15 protein-coding genes are annotated in these 16,687 nt (G+C 47.2%); 7 read left to right on the top strand and 8 right to left on the bottom strand.

The genetic code is table 11. The features are described 5' to 3' along the window. The first annotated feature begins 63 nt into the window (after positions 1-63). The 3 genes from htpG (at position 64) to adk (ending at position 4,955) form a co-directional block, all read left to right on the top strand. Positions 64-1,998 carry a molecular chaperone HtpG gene (gene htpG, locus AR688_RS09000; protein ID WP_068232289.1) on the top strand — a complete coding sequence of 645 codons (1,935 nt, stop codon included), beginning with the start codon at positions 64-66 and terminating at the stop codon, positions 1,996-1,998. Between the two features lie 141 nt (positions 1,999-2,139). Then, the gene (locus AR688_RS08995) at positions 2,140-4,071 is read left to right on the top strand and encodes a methyl-accepting chemotaxis protein (RefSeq protein ID WP_068232286.1); all 1,932 of its coding nucleotides are present in this window, start codon (positions 2,140-2,142) and stop codon (positions 4,069-4,071) included. Between the two features lie 239 nt (positions 4,072-4,310). Next, positions 4,311-4,955: an adenylate kinase gene (gene adk, locus AR688_RS08990; RefSeq protein ID WP_068232283.1), complete on the top strand. Its 645-nt coding sequence runs from the start codon at positions 4,311-4,313 to the stop codon at positions 4,953-4,955. A gap of 63 nt (positions 4,956-5,018) precedes the next feature. Here the strand turns inward: adk and AR688_RS08985 are convergent, their stop codons facing one another. Beyond that, positions 5,019-5,486 carry an Hsp20 family protein gene (locus tag AR688_RS08985; protein ID WP_068232280.1) on the bottom strand — a complete coding sequence of 156 codons (468 nt, stop codon included), beginning with the start codon at positions 5,484-5,486 and terminating at the stop codon, positions 5,019-5,021. A 185-nt stretch (positions 5,487-5,671) separates the two neighbouring features. Further along, positions 5,672-6,292, bottom strand: a complete 621-nt coding sequence (tpx, locus tag AR688_RS08980; protein WP_068232277.1) for a thiol peroxidase — start codon at positions 6,290-6,292, stop codon at positions 5,672-5,674. 129 nt (positions 6,293-6,421) lie between these two features. Here tpx and AR688_RS08975 point away from each other — a divergent pair, with 129 nt between their 5' ends. Both AR688_RS08975 and AR688_RS08970 read left to right on the top strand, forming a co-directional pair. After that, positions 6,422-7,438 carry a response regulator gene (locus AR688_RS08975; protein WP_068232274.1) on the top strand — a complete coding sequence of 339 codons (1,017 nt, stop codon included), beginning with the start codon at positions 6,422-6,424 and terminating at the stop codon, positions 7,436-7,438. 2 nt (positions 7,439-7,440) lie between these two features. Next, a complete protein-coding gene (locus AR688_RS08970) occupies positions 7,441-8,406 on the top strand; it encodes a sensor domain-containing diguanylate cyclase (RefSeq protein ID WP_068232271.1) in 966 nt (321 codons plus the stop codon). A 3-nt stretch (positions 8,407-8,409) separates the two neighbouring features. On the opposite strand, the gene AR688_RS08965 is transcribed toward AR688_RS08970, so the two are convergent. The 4 genes from AR688_RS08965 to sodB form a co-directional block, all read right to left on the bottom strand. After that, positions 8,410-9,936 carry a SpoVR family protein gene (locus AR688_RS08965; protein WP_068232268.1) on the bottom strand — a complete coding sequence of 509 codons (1,527 nt, stop codon included), beginning with the start codon at positions 9,934-9,936 and terminating at the stop codon, positions 8,410-8,412. A gap of 29 nt (positions 9,937-9,965) precedes the next feature. Then, positions 9,966-11,234 (bottom strand): YeaH/YhbH family protein, encoded by a 1,269-nt coding sequence (locus tag AR688_RS08960; RefSeq protein WP_068232265.1) that lies wholly within the window; start codon positions 11,232-11,234, stop codon positions 9,966-9,968. A gap of 17 nt (positions 11,235-11,251) precedes the next feature. Then, a complete protein-coding gene (locus tag AR688_RS08955) occupies positions 11,252-13,174 on the bottom strand; it encodes a PrkA family serine protein kinase (protein WP_068232262.1) in 1,923 nt (640 codons plus the stop codon). A gap of 228 nt (positions 13,175-13,402) precedes the next feature. Next, positions 13,403-13,987 (bottom strand): superoxide dismutase [Fe], encoded by a 585-nt coding sequence (sodB, locus tag AR688_RS08950; RefSeq protein ID WP_068232260.1) that lies wholly within the window; start codon positions 13,985-13,987, stop codon positions 13,403-13,405. A gap of 239 nt (positions 13,988-14,226) precedes the next feature. Between sodB and AR688_RS08945 the strand changes: the two genes are divergently transcribed. Further along, complete coding sequence (locus tag AR688_RS08945) at positions 14,227-14,568, top strand: Grx4 family monothiol glutaredoxin (protein WP_068232257.1); 342 nt, start codon at positions 14,227-14,229, stop codon at positions 14,566-14,568. Positions 14,569-14,653: 85 nt separating this feature from the next. Here the strand turns inward: AR688_RS08945 and rnt are convergent, their stop codons facing one another. Next, entirely contained in the window at positions 14,654-15,322 is a 669-nt protein-coding gene (gene rnt, locus AR688_RS08940; RefSeq protein WP_068234058.1) for a ribonuclease T, read from the bottom strand. Between the two features lie 133 nt (positions 15,323-15,455). On the opposite strand from rnt, the gene AR688_RS08935 reads away from it, so the two are divergent. After that, positions 15,456-16,325 carry a flagellar protein MotY gene (locus AR688_RS08935; protein ID WP_068232254.1) on the top strand — a complete coding sequence of 290 codons (870 nt, stop codon included), beginning with the start codon at positions 15,456-15,458 and terminating at the stop codon, positions 16,323-16,325. A gap of 19 nt (positions 16,326-16,344) precedes the next feature. Here the strand turns inward: AR688_RS08935 and AR688_RS08930 are convergent, their stop codons facing one another. After that, positions 16,345-16,671: a hypothetical protein gene (locus AR688_RS08930; protein WP_068232252.1), complete on the bottom strand. Its 327-nt coding sequence runs from the start codon at positions 16,669-16,671 to the stop codon at positions 16,345-16,347. Positions 16,672-16,687 lie beyond the last annotated feature (16 nt).

The following is a 16,687-nucleotide window of genomic DNA, read 5'->3' as shown; positions in this document are numbered from 1 at the left end:
TGTCTGGCTGCCGGTGCAGCCTGCGTTATAACTGTCAAAATTTGATGTTCGAGGATAACCACAATGAGTGATACCACAGCCACTTCAACCGGCCAAAAGCAAACCCACGGCTTTCAGGCAGAAGTGAAACAGCTATTGCAGCTGATGATCCATTCACTGTATTCCAATAAGGAAATTTTCCTGCGTGAGCTGGTGTCAAACGCCTCTGACGCAGCGGATAAACTGCGTTTTCTGGCCCTGTCAGATGGCAGCCTGTACGGCGATGACGGTGAATTGCGTGTACGCATCAGCCTGGACGAAAAAGCCCGTACCTTAACTGTCAGCGATAATGGCATTGGTATGACCGAGGAAGAAGTGATAAGCCATCTGGGCACTATTGCTAAATCGGGTACGAAAGAGTTTTTCTCACAGTTGTCCGGCGATCAGGGCAAAGATTCCAAGTTAATCGGCCAGTTTGGTGTAGGTTTTTATTCTGCTTTTATTGTGGCGGATAAAGTTACCGTGCGCACCCGTAAGGCCGGTGCAGCAGCTAACGATGCTATTGAATGGGAATCGGCCGGCGAGGGCGATTACAGCATTACGCCCATCAGCAAAGAAACACGCGGTACTGATATTGTGTTGCACCTGCGTGAAGGTGAAGATGAGTTTTTAACTCGCTGGAAAGTTGAGAGTATCGTTACCAAATATTCTGATCATATTAGTATTCCGGTTGAATTATGGCAGGAAGAACAGCCAGAGCGTGATGGTGCAGAGGGCGAGAAAATTGCTGCTGTGCCGGGCCACTGGCAGGCTGTAAACAAAGCTACAGCGTTGTGGACACGCGACAAATCAGATATTAAAGATGAAGAGTATCAGGAGTTTTACAAGCATATTTCGCATGACTGGAGCGAGCCGTTAAGCTGGAGCCACAACAAGGTAGAAGGTAACAATAACTACACCAGTTTATTGTACCTGCCGAAGAAAGCACCTTTTGACATGTGGAACCGCGACGCGCGCCATGGCCTGAAACTGTATGTACAGCGCGTATTTATTATGGATGACGCCGAACAGTTTATGCCAAGCTACCTGCGTTTTATCAAAGGTGTGCTGGATTCCAGTGATTTACCGCTGAACGTATCGCGTGAAATTCTGCAAGATACCAAAGTGACACAGGCATTACGTAAAGGCTGTAGCAGCCGTGCACTGAAAATGCTGGAAAAGCTGAGTAAAGATACTGAGCAATATCAGGCATTCTGGGCTGAGTTCGGTCAGGTGCTAAAAGAAGGCCCGGCTGAGGATATGGCGAACAAAGAGCAAATTGCGGCCCTGTTGCGTTTTGCATCTACTCATAATGAAGGCAGCGAACAAAATGTGGCGCTGGCGGATTATGTTAGCCGGATGAAAGAAGGCCAGGATGAGATTTATTATATCGTCGCTGACAGCTTTGCTGCCGCTAAGCACAGCCCGCACTTAGAAGTATTGCGTAAAAAAGGCCTGGAAGTGTTACTGCTATCTGATCGTATCGACGAGTGGTTGGTGCAGCACCTGACAGAGTTTGGCGGTAAAAAGCTGCGTTCAGTTGCTAAAGGCGGTCTGGATTTATCTAAACTGGATGATGACGAAACCAAACAGGCACAGCAAGAAACCGAAAAAGCTTTTGCGGATGTGATTGGCCGCTTTAAAACAGCACTGGGTGAGCAGGTTAAAGATGTCAAAGTTAGCCATCGTTTAACCCAAAGCCCGGCCTGCGTGGTAACTGACGAGTTTGACATGAGCACGCAGATGATCAAGTTAATGGAGTCAGTGGGGCAGAAAGTGCCGGAAGTTAAGCCGATTTTTGAGCTTAACCCTGAGCACCAACTGGTTAAGCGTATTGCTGATGAGCAAGATGAAGACCGTTTTAAACAGTGGGCTGAAGTGTTGCTGGATCAGGCGCTGCTGGCCGAACGCGGTAATTTAAAAGATCCTGCAACTTTTGTTGCCCGGCTCAACACCCTGTTATTGTCTTTAGCGAAGTAACAGCCAATACCTTTGCTGCGGCCACAGGGCTGCGGCAAAGGTGCTTATCAACAAACATAGTTTCTTCCGCTTTTATCCTATCTATATTTTAATCTGCTTCTATACTTTCAATAGCTTACCGTTACCGGCAAGGAGCAGAGAATGTTTAATTTCTGGCGTAATATGGGTTTTGGTAGTCGGCTTACCACAATTATGGTCAGCTTACTGTTAGTGTCTATTCTGGTGTTAACCAGCCTGGTATTTGTTGAATACCGTAACTCGCAAACCCGTGCCGTGGTGAATACCTTACAGACCACCAGCGAGCTTAACGCTGAGGCTTTTACAGACTGGCTATTAGTGCGCCAGGACGAAATGCGTTATCTGGCCAACCTGCCACAGAGCAAAGAGTTACAACTGGATGAGATCAGTGCACTAATGCTGCAGTTGGCGCAGGCACAAGGTTATTACGATACTATCTTTCTGGTATCGCCCGCCGGCAGAGGTATGGCTGGCGTAAGCTTTGCCAACGGCCAGGCCCGGCTGCTTAACAGCACTGAAGCAAATGATTTTAATGTGGCAGACCGTGACTGGTTTAAACAAGCAGTTAGTGGAGACGATGCTTTCTCGCAACCGATAGTATCGCGGGCCACGGGTAACCGTATTAGCACCATTGCTATTCCTGTGCGGCATAATAATCAGATTGTCGCGGTAATGCGTGGCGCGGTGCAGCTAAGCACGGTGTTTAGCAAAGTGAATGAATTGAGCCGTAACGATTATACCGAGATTTATCTGCTGGACGCTGAGGGCAAGGCTATTACACCTGCAGCCTCAATCCGTGATACTGAGCAGGCCCTGCAAACTGTAGCTGCTGATGCTATACGGCAAAAACAAAGCAATGTTGGCCAATATAGCAATGCGGCAGGAGTCGCTGTGATCGGCAGTTACAGCTATATTCCGATGCTGGGCTGGGGCCTGGTACTGGAAAGCCGTGAGCAGGAAGCTCTGAGCGAAGTACAGGAAATGCTCTGGACGCTGGTGCTTATTTCGTCAGTGGTACTGATTATTGCTGTAGTGGTATGCATCAGCCTGGTGCGTAGTATTACCCGTACCCTTGGCGGTGAGCCCGATTACACCGCCAATATTGTGCATAAGGTTGCCAATGGCGACCTTACCGCAGATGTACAATTAAAAGCCGGTGACAGCTCAAGCTTACTGGCATCGATAAACCTGATGCAGCAGAATTTGCGCACTATGTTGCTACAAATTCGTGATTACTCAGATCAGGTTGCGGCTGCGGCCACTGAGTTATCGCAAATTAATGAACAAACTCAGCGTGGCATAGAGTTGCAAAATACCGAAATTAGCAGCTCTGCAGTGGCAATGAATCAGATGACCGCCTCATTGGAGGAAGTCTCGCGCAATACGCAACAAGCCGCCGGCGCCGCTGATGCGGCAGAAAAAGAAACGCAGCAGGGGCAGCAGGTAGTTAGCCAAACTGTGCAGGATTTGTCTTTGTTATCACAAGAGGTAAGCCGGGCGGCAGATATTATTAACCATCTGAAACAAGACAGCGATCGTATAGGCAGTATTTTACAGGTGATTGAAAGCATAGCCGAGCAAACAAACCTGCTAGCGCTAAATGCTGCCATCGAAGCGGCGCGGGCAGGTGAAACAGGCCGCGGGTTTGCTGTAGTCGCAGATGAAGTACGCACGCTGGCCAGCCGCACCAAAGATTCAACCACTGAAATACAGCAAATGATTGAGAAACTGCAGCGCGGTACTGATAATGCTGTTCAGGCCACTAACAAAAGCGAGCAGGCAACCCGCAAAACTGCCGAGCAGGCAGGTAAGGCTGGCGAGGCGTTAACCTGCATCAGTAGCGCGGTATCACTGATTAATGACACTGCGCAACAAATTGCCAGTGCAACCGAGCAGCAAACTACAGTGTCACGCGATCTGAATAAGAATTTGCACCGGATAAGCGATGTAGCCTACCAAACGGCGGATAATGTTACGCAATCAACGCAGGCCAGCGAGTCACTGGCCGGTTTGGCCGAGCAACTAAAAGGCTTAGTTGCGCAGTTCCGGGTATAACGCATTACAACTTTAGTCGATATAACCGGGGTTTATCTGTCGGAAAAACTGCTGTTTTCTGTAGTTTGAGCAGAAAAAATGCAGATAAAGCTGTCTTTACACAGCTGTACGACTAAAAGCCAATGAAATAGCCAGACCAGTTGGCATGGCAAGACAAATTTCTTGTTTCAGGCTGCACATTATGTAAAGATCCAGCCTTTATTATTAATGGATCAATCCCAAAACATGAGGGTGTTGCTATGCGCATAATTTTGTTGGGTGCCCCTGGTGCCGGAAAAGGAACTCAGGCTCAGTTTTTAATGAGTAAATATGGCATTCCGCAAATTTCTACCGGTGATATGCTGCGCTCTGCTATTAAGGCTGGTACTGAACTGGGTTTAGCCGCCAAGCAGGTGATGGACGCGGGCCAACTGGTATCAGACGATATCATCATCGGTTTAGTTAAAGAGCGTATCGCCGAGCCGGATTGCAGCAAAGGTTTTCTGCTGGATGGCTTCCCGCGTACTATTCCGCAAGCTGATGCCATGAAAGAAAAAGGCATTGTGATTGATCATGTAATTGAATTTGATGTTCCGGACGAAGTCATTGTTGAACGTATGAGTGGCCGTCGTGTGCATCCGGCATCAGGGCGTGTTTACCATATTCGCTACAACCCGCCGAAAGTAGAAGGTAAAGACGATGCTACCGGTGAAGAGCTGGTGATCCGGGCGGATGACATAGAAGAAACTGTGCGTAAGCGCCTGGCTATTTACCATGAGCAAACAGAACCTTTGGTTGGTTATTACCGCGCTGAGGCTGATGCGGGTAACACCCGTTATCATCATATTGATGGTACTAAAGCCGTTGAGGCCGTTACCAGTGAACTGGCCAGCTTGCTAAGTTAGTACAGTTGATAGCAAAAAGCCCTGATTAATCAGGGCTTTTTTGTGCCAGTAGCAAGGCTGCAGTTAAGCAACTTTTTCGGCATTGAGTAATTGCGTCGGCGTTTGAGCAGTGCTGCCACCAATGCTGATTTTGCGTGGTTTTAAGGCTTCAGGTACTTCACGCACAAGCTCTATATGCAGCAGGCCATTGGCCATATGCGCGCCAGTAACTTTGATATAGTCAGATAACTGAAATTTGCGCTCAAAGTTACGCTCTGCTATGCCCTGATGCACAAAACGGCGACCATCGTCCTTACCGGCTTTTTGGCCTTTTACCAGCAAGGTATTGTGTTCAGTTTCTATGCTCAGTTCCTGCTCATCAAAGCCGGCAACTGCCATGGTAATACGGTACTGATCTTCGCCGGTCACTTCGATATTGTAAGGCGGATAAGCGGGCTGCTTTTCATTGCGGGCAGCGGCATCCATCAAATTAGCCAGGTGATCAAAACCAATAAATGAGCGGTAAAACGGAGTTAAATCAATATTTGTCATAACCAATTCCTCATTAGCAAACAGGTGTTGTATTGCCCTTCGGTTGAACGGGCGTTAACTTAACCAGCACAGCGGCTGGTTGTTCTCAGGTGCCGTATCCGGCCACCTGACCTGTAAATAAGGTCGGTCAGTAAAATTTCAAGTTTTGGGCCGGACATTTTTTAATCCCGGCCCAAAGGTGGTTGTCAGCTTTGGCTTAATACTTGTTGCAGGGCATTTAATGCCGCGTCATAGTCTGGTTCTTTTGCCAGTTCATCAACCATTTGCAGGTATACCAGCTTGCCTTCATTGTCGATAATCAGCACGGTGCGTGTTAGCAAACCCATGTCTTTAATCAGCAAACCATAATTGCTGCCAAAATCCCGCCATACCGCATCAGACAGTACTACCAGTTTGTCAATTTGCTCTTGTTGGCAATAACGTTTTTGCGCAAAGGGCAGGTCGGTACTGATAGTTAACAGCACAACATCCTCAGGCAATTTGGCCACTTCTGTATTAAAGCGTTTAGTTTGCAGTGAGCAGATGCCGGTATCTACACTGGGCACTACGCTTATCAGCACAGTTTTGCCTTTAAAGTCTTTTAATTCTGTTTGTTTAAAACCGGCGTCCACCACTTTAAATGCGGGAGCTTTTTTTCCTACTTCCACTTTCTTGCCCAGCAAGACAATCTGTTGTTCACCGGCTTTAACTTTACTCAGGCGTTCTGGCAGTCTTTCCTGCAGATCTACCGCACCAGCCAGAGTGCTTAAACTGAGTAAACAGCCTGCCATAACAAATTTTCGGCTGGTAAAAGATAATGCAGACATGATATAGCTCCTGTTAAGATAGTTGGCGTAATAGTAATCAGCTGGAACACAACATATTTTCCGTGCCTGATGCACGAACCGAGTATTTCAGTCTAGACTGAAATGAAGCCTGTACGAAGTGAGAAGCCGATGACCACTGCGGTATTAATTTGTGACGACTCTAATCTGGCTCGTAAACAATTAGCCAGAATACTACCACAAGAGTGGCAAGCGAACTTATTTTTTGCCGGCCATGGCGCTGAAGCCCTGGATACTTTACAGCAGCACAATATTGACTGGTTTTTCCTTGATTTAAACATGCCGGTAATGGATGGCTACGAAGTGTTGGCCGAGCTGAAAAAGCGCCAGTTAGCTGTCAAAGTCGTAGTGGTATCCGGTGATGTGCAGCCTGAAGCATTTGAACGGGTAAAAAGCCTGGGTGCGCTCGACTTTATCCGCAAACCGGTAGATGCTGCAAAAATACAGCAGCTTATGCAGCAACATGCTATTGCTCATACCGCAACAGCTGCAAGCACCATTAGCAAAAAGGCGGGCCCGGTTACTGCAGAGCTTGGCGCAGAGATGCGCGACGTATTGCAGGAATTAACTAACGTGGCAATTGGGCAAGCAGGTAATTTGCTGGCGCGACTGTTAAATGTGTTTGTGAAATTACCGATCCCGAATGTAAATTTAATTGAAGTCAGTGAACTGCATATGGCTCTGGCGTCGGTAGAGCAGGAGTCTTCAACTTCTGCTGTATGTCAGGGGTTTATCGGCGGCGGTGTGTCGGGAGAGGCACTGCTGATACTGAATGACTCCAGCTTCAAAGATATTGCCCGGTTAATGAATTACCACGGCGCGCTGACGGTAAAAGTTGAGCTGGAACTGTTGATGGATATTGCCAATATTTTAATTGGCGCTGTGCTCAAAGGATTGGCAGAACAAATTGATATGAGTTTCAGCCAGGGCCATCCGGTAGTGCTGGGGCAGCATGCACCGGTTAGCGAATTAATCAGAGCTAATGCCAAGCGCTGGCGTAAAACTCTGGCAATAGAAGTAAGTTATGGTATTGAAAACTATAATATCAGTTGCGATTTATTATTACTTTTTACGGAGGACAGCCTGAAAACCCTGAATTATAAAGTTGCTTTCTTGCTGGAGGAGTAGTGATGTCAGAAACATCGATTGAGGTATCTGAGATCCATTGGCTGATGGATATGTTCCAGACAGTTGATGTCGGGCTTGTCGTGCTAAATTGCGACTATCGTATTCAGGTGTGGAATGGTTTTATGGAAAACCATAGTGGTTTAACGCCACGCCAGGTGCGTGACAGTTACTTGTTTGACTTATTCTCTGAAATTGACGAAGACTGGCTACGGCGTAAATGTGATCCGGTGATCTTGTTGAAAAACCGTGCTTTTACGATTTGGGAGCAGCGGCCCTATATTTTTAAATTCCGTAATTACCGGCCCATTACCGGTAGTGCTGAATATATGTATCAGAACTGTACTATTTTTCCGCTGTCAGACACCCGCGGCCAGGTAACCCACCTGTGTTTTATCATTTATGATGTTACCGATGTGGCTGTAAGCCGCATCGAGTTAGAGTCGATGAATGGCCGTTTACAGCAACTGTCAAAAACCGATTACCTTACCCAGCTGTTTAACCGTGGTCACTGGGAAGAAAGCCTGAACCAGGAATACAAACGGTTGCAACGTTATCCGCATCAAAGCACTTTGCTGATGTGCGACATTGATCATTTTAAACGGGTTAATGATACCTACGGCCACTCTGCCGGTGACTTAGTGATCCAGCACATTGCTGATGCAGTGCGCAAAAATCTCAGGGCTACTGATATAGCCGGCCGCTATGGCGGCGAAGAATATGCCATTTTGTTAGTAGAGACCAATCTGGAACAGGCGGCTCATCTGGCCGAAAGATTGCGTAAATCAGTTGAGCAGTTATCAATTAAATACAACAGCCAGATATTAAAAGTAACGCTTAGCATCGGTTTGGCTGAGCACAACAAAGACATGACAAATTACCGGCAATGGCTGGAAGCGGCAGATAAAGCACTGTACCGGTCTAAGGCGGGCGGGCGCAACAGGGTTACCTGCTATAGCCCGTTAGACTAACACTTAACCGCCAAGCAGCGCAGGTTCAGGGCAACTGTGCAGTAGCTCTGTGCTGCCATCAACGTTTTGTTGTTCCAGATAAACGGTAAAACCCCATAACCGGTGCAAGTGTTTTAACACATGCGGCATAGTGCCCGCCAACGGAATGCGGCTTTGCGGTACGTAATGTAACGTCAGTGAGCGATCGCCGTTTAAATCTACATTATGTACCTGGATGTTCGGTTCTATCTGGCTCAGGTTATATTGTTGCGACAACATTTGCCGTATACGCTGATAGCCCTCCGCATTATGAATAGCAGCCACCTCTAAACTGCCTTCTTCGTCATCATCGACAATCGCAAACAAGTGAAAATCGCGGATCACCTTAGGTGACAGATATTGGCTGATAAAGCTCTCATCTTTAAAGTTCTGCATAGCAAAGTGCAGTGTTTCCAGCCAGTTACTGCCAGCAATATCCGGAAACCATTCTTTATCTTCGGCTGTGGGCGCCTCACAAATGCGGCGGATATCAGTAAACATGGCAAAACCCAGCGCATAAGGGTTAATGCCGGAGTAATATTTGCTGTTGTATTCCGGCTGCGCCACCACATTGGTGTGGCTGTGCAAAACCTCCAGCATAAAGCGATCACTGACTTTACCTTCATCATACAGGTGCTGCAAAATAGTGTAATGCCAGAATGTAGCCCAGCCTTCATTCATTACTTGCGTTTGTTTTTGCGGATAAAAATACTGCGAAATTTTACGTACTATCCGCACAATCTCCCGCTGCCAGGGTTTTAGTAAGGGAGCGTTTTTCTCAATAAAATACAGGATATTCTCCTGCGGCTCTGACGGAAAGCGGCTTTTGTGCTGCGTTGTACTGGCAGCTTTTACCGGTATAGTGCGCCATAAATCATTTACCTGAGACTGCAGATAGGTTTCGCGCTCATGCTGGCGTTTTTGTTCTTCATCCAGGGAGATTTGTTGCGGCCTTTTATAACGGTCTACACCATAGTTCATTAACGCATGGCAGGAGTCGAGCATATCTTCTACATCGCTGATGCCGTACTTTTCCTCACACTGGCTGATATAGTTTTTGGCAAACACCAGGTAATCGATAATAGAGCCGGCGTCGGTCCAGGTTTTAAACAGGTAATTATTTTTAAAAAAAGAATTATGGCCGTAACTGGCATGCGCCATGACCAGTGCCTGCATGGTAATAGTGTTTTCTTCCATCAGATAGGCAATACAGGGGTTGGAGTTGATAACAATTTCATAGGCAAGGCCCATGTAGCCGCGCTTATAGTTTTGCTCTGTCTGGATAAATTTCTTGCCATAAGACCAGTGATGGTAACCCAGCGGCATACCAACACTGGAGTATGCATCCATCATTTGTTCTGCAGTAATCACTTCAATCTGATTGGGGTAGGTATCCAGCTTATAGTGCGCTGCAACGCGGGCAATTTCCTGATGATAGGCGTCCAGCAGATCGAAGGTCCAGTCCGGGCCATCTGGTAAACAAGGGTTTATTTTCGTTTTTGCTTTGGCCATAAAAAACCTCACTGCAAAGTCAATTGCGCTTAGGCGGCTTGCTTTTTAAACAGCTCGCGAAACACCGGGTAAATATCACTGACTTCTTTAATATGCTGAATGGCGAAGTTGTCATGCACCGGCAGCAGCTTTTCATATTCCTGCCACAGGCTCTGGTGAGCTCTGGGCGTAATTTCAATATACGCATAGTAGCGCAGCAGTGGCAGTAGCTTGTTAGCCAGCAGCTCTGCGCAGGGAGCGCTGTCGTCAGTCCAGTTGTCGCCATCGGATGCCTGAGCGGCATATATATTCCATTCCACCGGGTTGTAACGCTCCTGCACTATGTCGTGCATCAGCTTTACTGCGCTGGATACGATAGTGCCGCCGGTTTCCTGTGAATAAAAGAATTCCTGTTCGTCCACTTCTTTGGCTTGTGTATGGTGGCGGATATAAACCACCTCGACATTTTTGTAGCTGCGGCTTAAAAACAAATACAGCAGAATATAAAACCGCTTCGCCATATCTTTGGTGGCCTGGTCCATAGAGCCTGACACATCCATCAGGCAAAACATTACTGCTTTGCTGGTTGGCTCTGGCCGTTTTTGAAAATTACGAAAGCGTAAATCAAAGCTGTCGATAAAAGGCACGGCAGCAATACGCTGCTTTAGTGTGTCAATGTCGTCAATAATGCTGCGCAGTAACTGCTGATCCGGCACCGGTTCGCGCTCCAGGGCGCTAAGTTGCTGCTCCAGTTCACGCAGCCGGGCTTTTTTATCGGCTGTCATGGCAACACGCCGTGCCAGAGAACCGCGTAACGAGCGTACTATATCAATGTTGCTTGGCACACCTTCAGAGCGGTAACCGGCCCGGACATTTTTATACTGCACCAGTTTATCTAACTGGTTTTTTCTCAGATTGGGCAGCTCTAAATCTTCAAACAGCAGATCCAGATATTCATCTTTGGAGATAGAAAATACAAAATCATCAGTGCCTTCACCGTCATTGGCCGGATCGCCGGTACCACTGCCAGAGCCTGCACCGCCTTGTGGCCGCTTAATGCGATCGCCCGGGCTGAATTGATCATTGCCCGGATGCACTATTTGCCTGCGGCCGCCTTTACCCTGATGAAAAAACGGCTCAGTAATGTCTTTGCTGGGTATAGTGACACTTTCACCGCTGCTAATATCAGTAACGCTGCGCTTGCTGATAGCATCCGACACGGCTTTTTTAATTTGTTGCTTGTAGCGGCGAATAAAGCGCTGGCGGTTTACCGCGCTTTTATTCTTACCATTGAGCCGCCTGTCTATAAAGTGCGCCATACTACCTCCGGCTTACGTTACTGCGATTTACGTACGCGCAGATACCACTCTGACAGCAACCTTACCTGCTTACGGGTATAGCCTTTTTCCATCATCCGGTTGACAAAATCGTCGTGTTTTTTCTGATCATCGGTTGAGGTTTTGGCGTTAAACGAAATAACCGGCAACAACTCTTCTGTGCTGGAGAACATTTTCTTCTCTATCACAGTGCGCAGCTTCTCGTAGCTGGTCCAGGTTGGGTTTTTGCCATTGTTTTTCGCTTTGGCTCTAAGCACAAAGTTAACTATTTCATTGCGGAAATCTTTCGGGTTACTGATGCCGGCAGGCTTCTCAATCTTTTCCAGCTCGGCGTTCAGGGCTGAGCGGTCGAATAACTGGCCGGTTTCCGGATCACGGTATTCCTGATCCTGGATCCAGAAATCAGCATAAATCACGTAGCGATCAAAGATATTCTGCCCGTATTCGGAATAGGATTCTAAATATGCGGTTTGAATTTCTTTACCGATAAACTCAATATATTTGGGGATCAAATAACCTTTTAAATGCTCCAGATACCGCTCTGCTACATCGGCAGGGAATTGCTCACGTTCTATCTGCTGTTCCAGCACATAGAACAGGTGTACCGGGTTGGCGGCTACTTCTGTGCTGTCGAAGTTAAATACCCGCGATAAAATTTTAAAAGCAAAACGGGTTGATAAGCCTGTCATGCCTTCATCGACGCCGGCGTAGTCGCGGTACTCCTGATACGATTTTGCCTTAGGATCGGTGTCTTTTAAGCTTTCACCGTCGTAAACGCGCATTTTGGAATAAATGCTGGAGTTATCGGGAGTTTTCAAGCGGGATAATACGGCAAACTGTGCCAGTGAGCTTAAGGTGCCCGGTGCACAAGGTGCCGTATTCAGCTCGCTGTGTTCCAGTAGCTTCTGGTAGATCCGCTTCTCTTCGCTAACCCGCAGGCAATAAGGTACTTTTACAATATAAACCCGATCAAGAAAGGCTTCATTGTTCTTGTTATTGCGAAAGGTTTGCCACTCAGATTCATTGCTGTGCGCCAGTATAATACCGTCAAATGGCAAAGCCGCTAAACCCTCGGTGCCATTATAGTTACCTTCCTGCGTTGCCGTCAGTAAAGGGTGTAGTACCTTAATTGGTGCTTTGAACATCTCAACAAATTCCATCAGGCCCTGATTAGCGCGGCAAAGCGCGCCGGAGTAACTGTAAGCATCGGGGTCATTTTGGGCGAAGTGTTCCAACTGGCGGATATCCACTTTACCTACCAGCGAGGCAATATCCTGATTGTTTTCATCGCCGGGCTCGGTTTTGGCAATAGCGAGCTGATCCAATATAGATGGGTATTTTTTCACTACCTTAAACTGGCTGATATCGCCGTTATACTCATGCAGCCGTTTGCTGGCCCAGGGCGACATAATATTGCGCAGGTAGCGTTTCGGGATACCGTATTCCTGCTGCAAAATATTGCCATCTTCGTTAACGTCGAACAGACACAACGGATGGTCATACACCGGTGAGCCTTTTAAGTAATAAATCGGAATTTGCTGCATTAAATGTTTCAGCTTTTCAGCCAGTGACGATTTACCGCCGCCCACCGGGCCAAGTAAATACAGAATTTGTTTGCGCTCTTCCAGCCCCTGCGCCGAGTGCTTCAGGTAAGACACAATTTGTTCGATAGCATCTTCCATACCGTAAAACTCAGAAAATGCCGGATAGCGTGCTATTACCCGGTTGGAGAACAGCCTGCTTAACTGTGGGTCTTGCGCGGTATCGGTTAATTCGGGTTTACCTATAGCCAGCAATAAACGCTCTGCTGCACTGGCGTAACAGCTTTTGTCGTTTTTGCATAATGCCAGGAATTCCTGGATGCTATATTCTTCTTCTTTCGCAGCTTCGTAGCGTGATTTATAGTGCTCGAAAATACTCATATGCACCTCCAGCTTTTAAACATCGGAAAAGGGTGGCAGCCAAGCTGTTATCTTAAGGTTAGACAGTAAAGCGGATTCCCGCCTGACTAATTGACAGAAAAATCTATAAATTTCTTCAGGCTATAGTTGCTGAGCGCAAACTGGTTTAGTTGGTTTATTACATGAAAGTGTAAAGCTGGGCGGACAAAAAACCCGGCATAAGCCGGGTTCGTTTAATACAGCTAAGTATTACTTGGCAAAGTTTTCGCTGGCAAATTTCCAGTTAACCAGTGCCCAGAATGCATCCAGATAAGTTGGGCGGGCATTACGGTAGTCTATGTAGTAGGCGTGTTCCCATAAATCTACAGTCATTACCGGCGTTACGCTGGTATCTGTTAATGGCGTAGCGGCGTTGCTGGTGTTAACGATATCCAGGCTGCCGTCAGCTTTTTTCACTAACCAGGTCCAGCTTGAACCAAAGTTGTTCACGGCTTTGTCGTTAAAGGCGGTTTTAAATGCAGCAAAAGAGCCCCATTTAGCATTGATAGCGTCGGCTAACGCACCTGTTGGCTCGCCACCACCGTTTGGTGATAAACAGTGCCAGTAGAAAGTGTGGTTCCATACCTGAGCAGCGTTATTGAAAATGCCACCTTCAGAGGTACGAACGATATCTTCCAGAGATTTACCGGCAAAAGGCGTGCCTTCAATCAAACCATTCAGTTTTACCACATAAGTATTGTGGTGTTTGCCGTAATGGTATTCCAGAGTTTCTGCGGAAATGTGTGGCGCTAAAGCGTCTTTTGCATAAGGTAATGCTGGTAATTCAAAGGCCATTGTCGTTCTCCGTTGGCGTTGTTTATGATGTCTGCATGGCGTAGACTACAAAACCTGACTAAAATACTCAAGTTTTACAGTATTGATTATTGGCTGATCCAGTGTAGTCGGCTGTGATAATCAGCGCTTAAGGTTGTAGCAACAGAGGTGGGGATTTTTTCTCAGATCTCAAGTGCCAGTTACAACAGAACAGCGTAAAATGTCTGCCAATCTGAAAATGCTTATGGTGTGAGGTGTTAATGGAAACGTTAGATAAAATTAAGCAGCAAATTGCTGAGAATCCGATCCTGTTATTTATGAAAGGCTCGCCTAAATTCCCAAGCTGTGGTTTTTCGGCTCAGGCTTCACAGGCGCTGATTGCCTGTGGTGAGCAGTTTGCTTTTGTAGATATTTTGCAAAACCCGGATATCCGTGCTGAATTGCCCAAATATGCCAACTGGCCTACTTTTCCGCAGTTGTGGGTAGACGGTGAACTGGTTGGTGGTTGTGATATCGTGCTGGAAATGTTTCAGCGTGGTGAACTGCAGCCGTTGATCAAAGAAACTGCCGCTAAATACAAAACCGATACCGCCGCAGAGTAAACTCTTGCTGTGGTAAATATAAAGGCCGCTTGTTGCGGCCTTTATATTTTGACGGCTAAGACTGCGAGTCTATGCTGCCTGAGTTTCACACTTGTTCAGTGGCATCTTCACTGGCTGCTTCTGCAGCCTGTGCCAGTGGCCAGCCGCCCAGTTGTTTCCAGCTATTAACAATATAACAAAACAGCTCAGCAGTGCGTTCAGTGTCGTACAAGGCGCTGTGCGCTTCTTTATTATCAAATTCAATACCTGCAGCCTGGCAGGCTTTGGCAAGGACAGTTTGCCCCAGCGCTAATGCTGACAAACTGGTGGTGTCGAATGATACAAAGGCATGAAAGGGCGAACGTTTAAAGTTAAGCCGTTCCACTGCGGCGTTAAAAAAGCCCTGATCAAAAGCGGCATTGTGCGCCACGATAACGCTGCGCTGACAGTCAGCGTCTTTTTGCGCTTTGCGCACCGCTTTACATATTTCCGTAATGGCTTCGCGCTCTGGCACTGCGCCGCGTAGTGGGTTAAATGGATCGATACCGTTAAATGCCAGTGAGCTGGCATCCAGATTTGCGCCTTCAAATGGCTCAACATGAAAGTGCAGTGTTTGCAGCGGCACTAAATTGCCGTCGTCATCCATATCCAGCAAGGTGGCGGCTATTTCCAGTAAAGCATCTGTTTTTGCATTAAAGCCAGCGGTTTCTACGTCGATAACTACAGGGTAGTAACCGCGGAAGCGCTGTGCCAGCTGTGATCTTGGTTGTGTCATAACATCGCCAGTTTGCCAATCAGCGGCTATTATGCCAAAGAATTGCTCCAGCGTCTTGTTGCGGCATAGTGTTTGCTTAACATAAAACAGAATTGCCATAAATTGCTTACCGACAGTGGTGGAAAGCCAGAAAATGCGAACTTTATTAGTGATCAGCAGCTTGTTGTGCAGTGCCAGTGTGTTGGCACAGCCACAGTTGCGTCAATATTCTGCCAGTATTGAGCAATCAGTCTGGCAATTAAGTAAAAACACCCCGTTGGAGTGTCAGCTGCAGCATGAAATTCCGCAGTTTGGCCAGGCGGTATTTCGCAGTGTGGCCAGTAAAGGGCTGAACTTAGATTTTGAATTACAAATGCTACGGCTGCCCGATAACTATGGCTTAGCTGAAGTGCTGTCAGTACCGCCAGCCTGGCGTCCGGGCACCCCTGCTAAAGCGGTGGCCAGCATGAAGTTATTAAAGCAATATAATGGCGATCTGCCGAAAAAAACGGCCTGGACCTTACTGACTGAGCTGGAACAGGGCTTTAGCCCGACGTTTTACTTCAGCGACTGGTACAGCCCTTACGACAAAGTGGTGGCGGCGATGAACCCGGTGCAGTTTCCGGTAAATTATCATCAGTTTAATCAGTGTGTGTCGCGGTTATTGCCGTATGGCTTTGATGATATTGCCTTTACTGTGCTGAGCTATGAAAGCGGTGGCGACCAGTTAACCCGTGAGTCTGAGCGCAGGCTGGCGCAGATAGCTGAATACCTGAAATATGATCAGGATATCGACTATGTTGAAATTCAGGGTTACACCGACAGTTATGGCGGGCGCTGGATGAACGAGCAATTGTCGGTAAAGCGGGCGGAAAAAGTAAAAAGCTTTTTTGTTGCAGCCGGGCTAAGTGAGGATAAAGTTCAGGTAGAAGGTTTTGGTGAACGGCGCCACGTAGCGCCAAACGATACTGCGCTGGAGCGTAAACAAAACCGCAGGGTAGTGTTGCAGTTAACTAAGCCCTAACCAATAAGCCTTAACCGGCTTAGTTTTGCACCATGACATCAACCTGACGCCAGTTGTCACGGCTTGAGATCAGAATACGTACCTGGTTACCATTGAGGGTAAAATATAAATGTTCGCGGCCATACAGGGTTTGAGTTGAATTAGGCTGCCCCAGTTGCTGGATATAAAAATCGCGCAGTGTGGTTTCGCTTTGCTGGCTAAAGTAACTGAGCACCGCTGGCAATTTATTATCCAGCCGGGCAAATTCACGGGCATCTTCTGGCAGCGGGATCTGGTAAAAATCTTTAGCGGCAACACTTTGCCCGTAACTTAATAACGCCAGACATAATAAAACGGCTAGACGCATGTTTTGTCCTTACTTT

Origin of the sequence: Rheinheimera sp. EpRS3, from assembly GCF_001513785.1 — a bacterium.
Lineage (GTDB): Bacteria > Pseudomonadota > Gammaproteobacteria > Enterobacterales > Alteromonadaceae > Alishewanella.
The sequence above is the reverse complement of the archived record's forward strand: the minus strand, read 5'-3'. Positions and strand labels throughout refer to the sequence as shown.

Excerpts from the sequence above, each read along its gene's own strand:
- htpG (WP_068232289.1), top strand. The coding sequence starts at position 64 with ATGAGTGATACCACAGCCACTTCAACCGGCCAAAAGCAAACCCACGGC.
- AR688_RS08995 (WP_068232286.1), top strand. The coding sequence starts at position 2,140 with ATGTTTAATTTCTGGCGTAATATGGGTTTTGGTAGTCGGCTTACCACA.
- adk (WP_068232283.1), top strand. The coding sequence starts at position 4,311 with ATGCGCATAATTTTGTTGGGTGCCCCTGGTGCCGGAAAAGGAACTCAG.
- AR688_RS08985 (WP_068232280.1), bottom strand. The coding sequence starts at position 5,486 with ATGACAAATATTGATTTAACTCCGTTTTACCGCTCATTTATTGGTTTT.
- tpx (WP_068232277.1), bottom strand. The coding sequence starts at position 6,292 with ATGTCTGCATTATCTTTTACCAGCCGAAAATTTGTTATGGCAGGCTGT.
- AR688_RS08975 (WP_068232274.1), top strand. The coding sequence starts at position 6,422 with ATGACCACTGCGGTATTAATTTGTGACGACTCTAATCTGGCTCGTAAA.
- AR688_RS08970 (WP_068232271.1), top strand. The coding sequence starts at position 7,441 with ATGTCAGAAACATCGATTGAGGTATCTGAGATCCATTGGCTGATGGAT.
- AR688_RS08965 (WP_068232268.1), bottom strand. The coding sequence starts at position 9,936 with ATGGCCAAAGCAAAAACGAAAATAAACCCTTGTTTACCAGATGGCCCG.
- AR688_RS08960 (WP_068232265.1), bottom strand. The coding sequence starts at position 11,234 with ATGGCGCACTTTATAGACAGGCGGCTCAATGGTAAGAATAAAAGCGCG.
- AR688_RS08955 (WP_068232262.1), bottom strand. The coding sequence starts at position 13,174 with ATGAGTATTTTCGAGCACTATAAATCACGCTACGAAGCTGCGAAAGAA.
- sodB (WP_068232260.1), bottom strand. The coding sequence starts at position 13,987 with ATGGCCTTTGAATTACCAGCATTACCTTATGCAAAAGACGCTTTAGCG.
- AR688_RS08945 (WP_068232257.1), top strand. The coding sequence starts at position 14,227 with ATGGAAACGTTAGATAAAATTAAGCAGCAAATTGCTGAGAATCCGATC.
- rnt (WP_068234058.1), bottom strand. The coding sequence starts at position 15,322 with ATGACACAACCAAGATCACAGCTGGCACAGCGCTTCCGCGGTTACTAC.
- AR688_RS08935 (WP_068232254.1), top strand. The coding sequence starts at position 15,456 with ATGCGAACTTTATTAGTGATCAGCAGCTTGTTGTGCAGTGCCAGTGTG.
- AR688_RS08930 (WP_068232252.1), bottom strand. The coding sequence starts at position 16,671 with ATGCGTCTAGCCGTTTTATTATGTCTGGCGTTATTAAGTTACGGGCAA.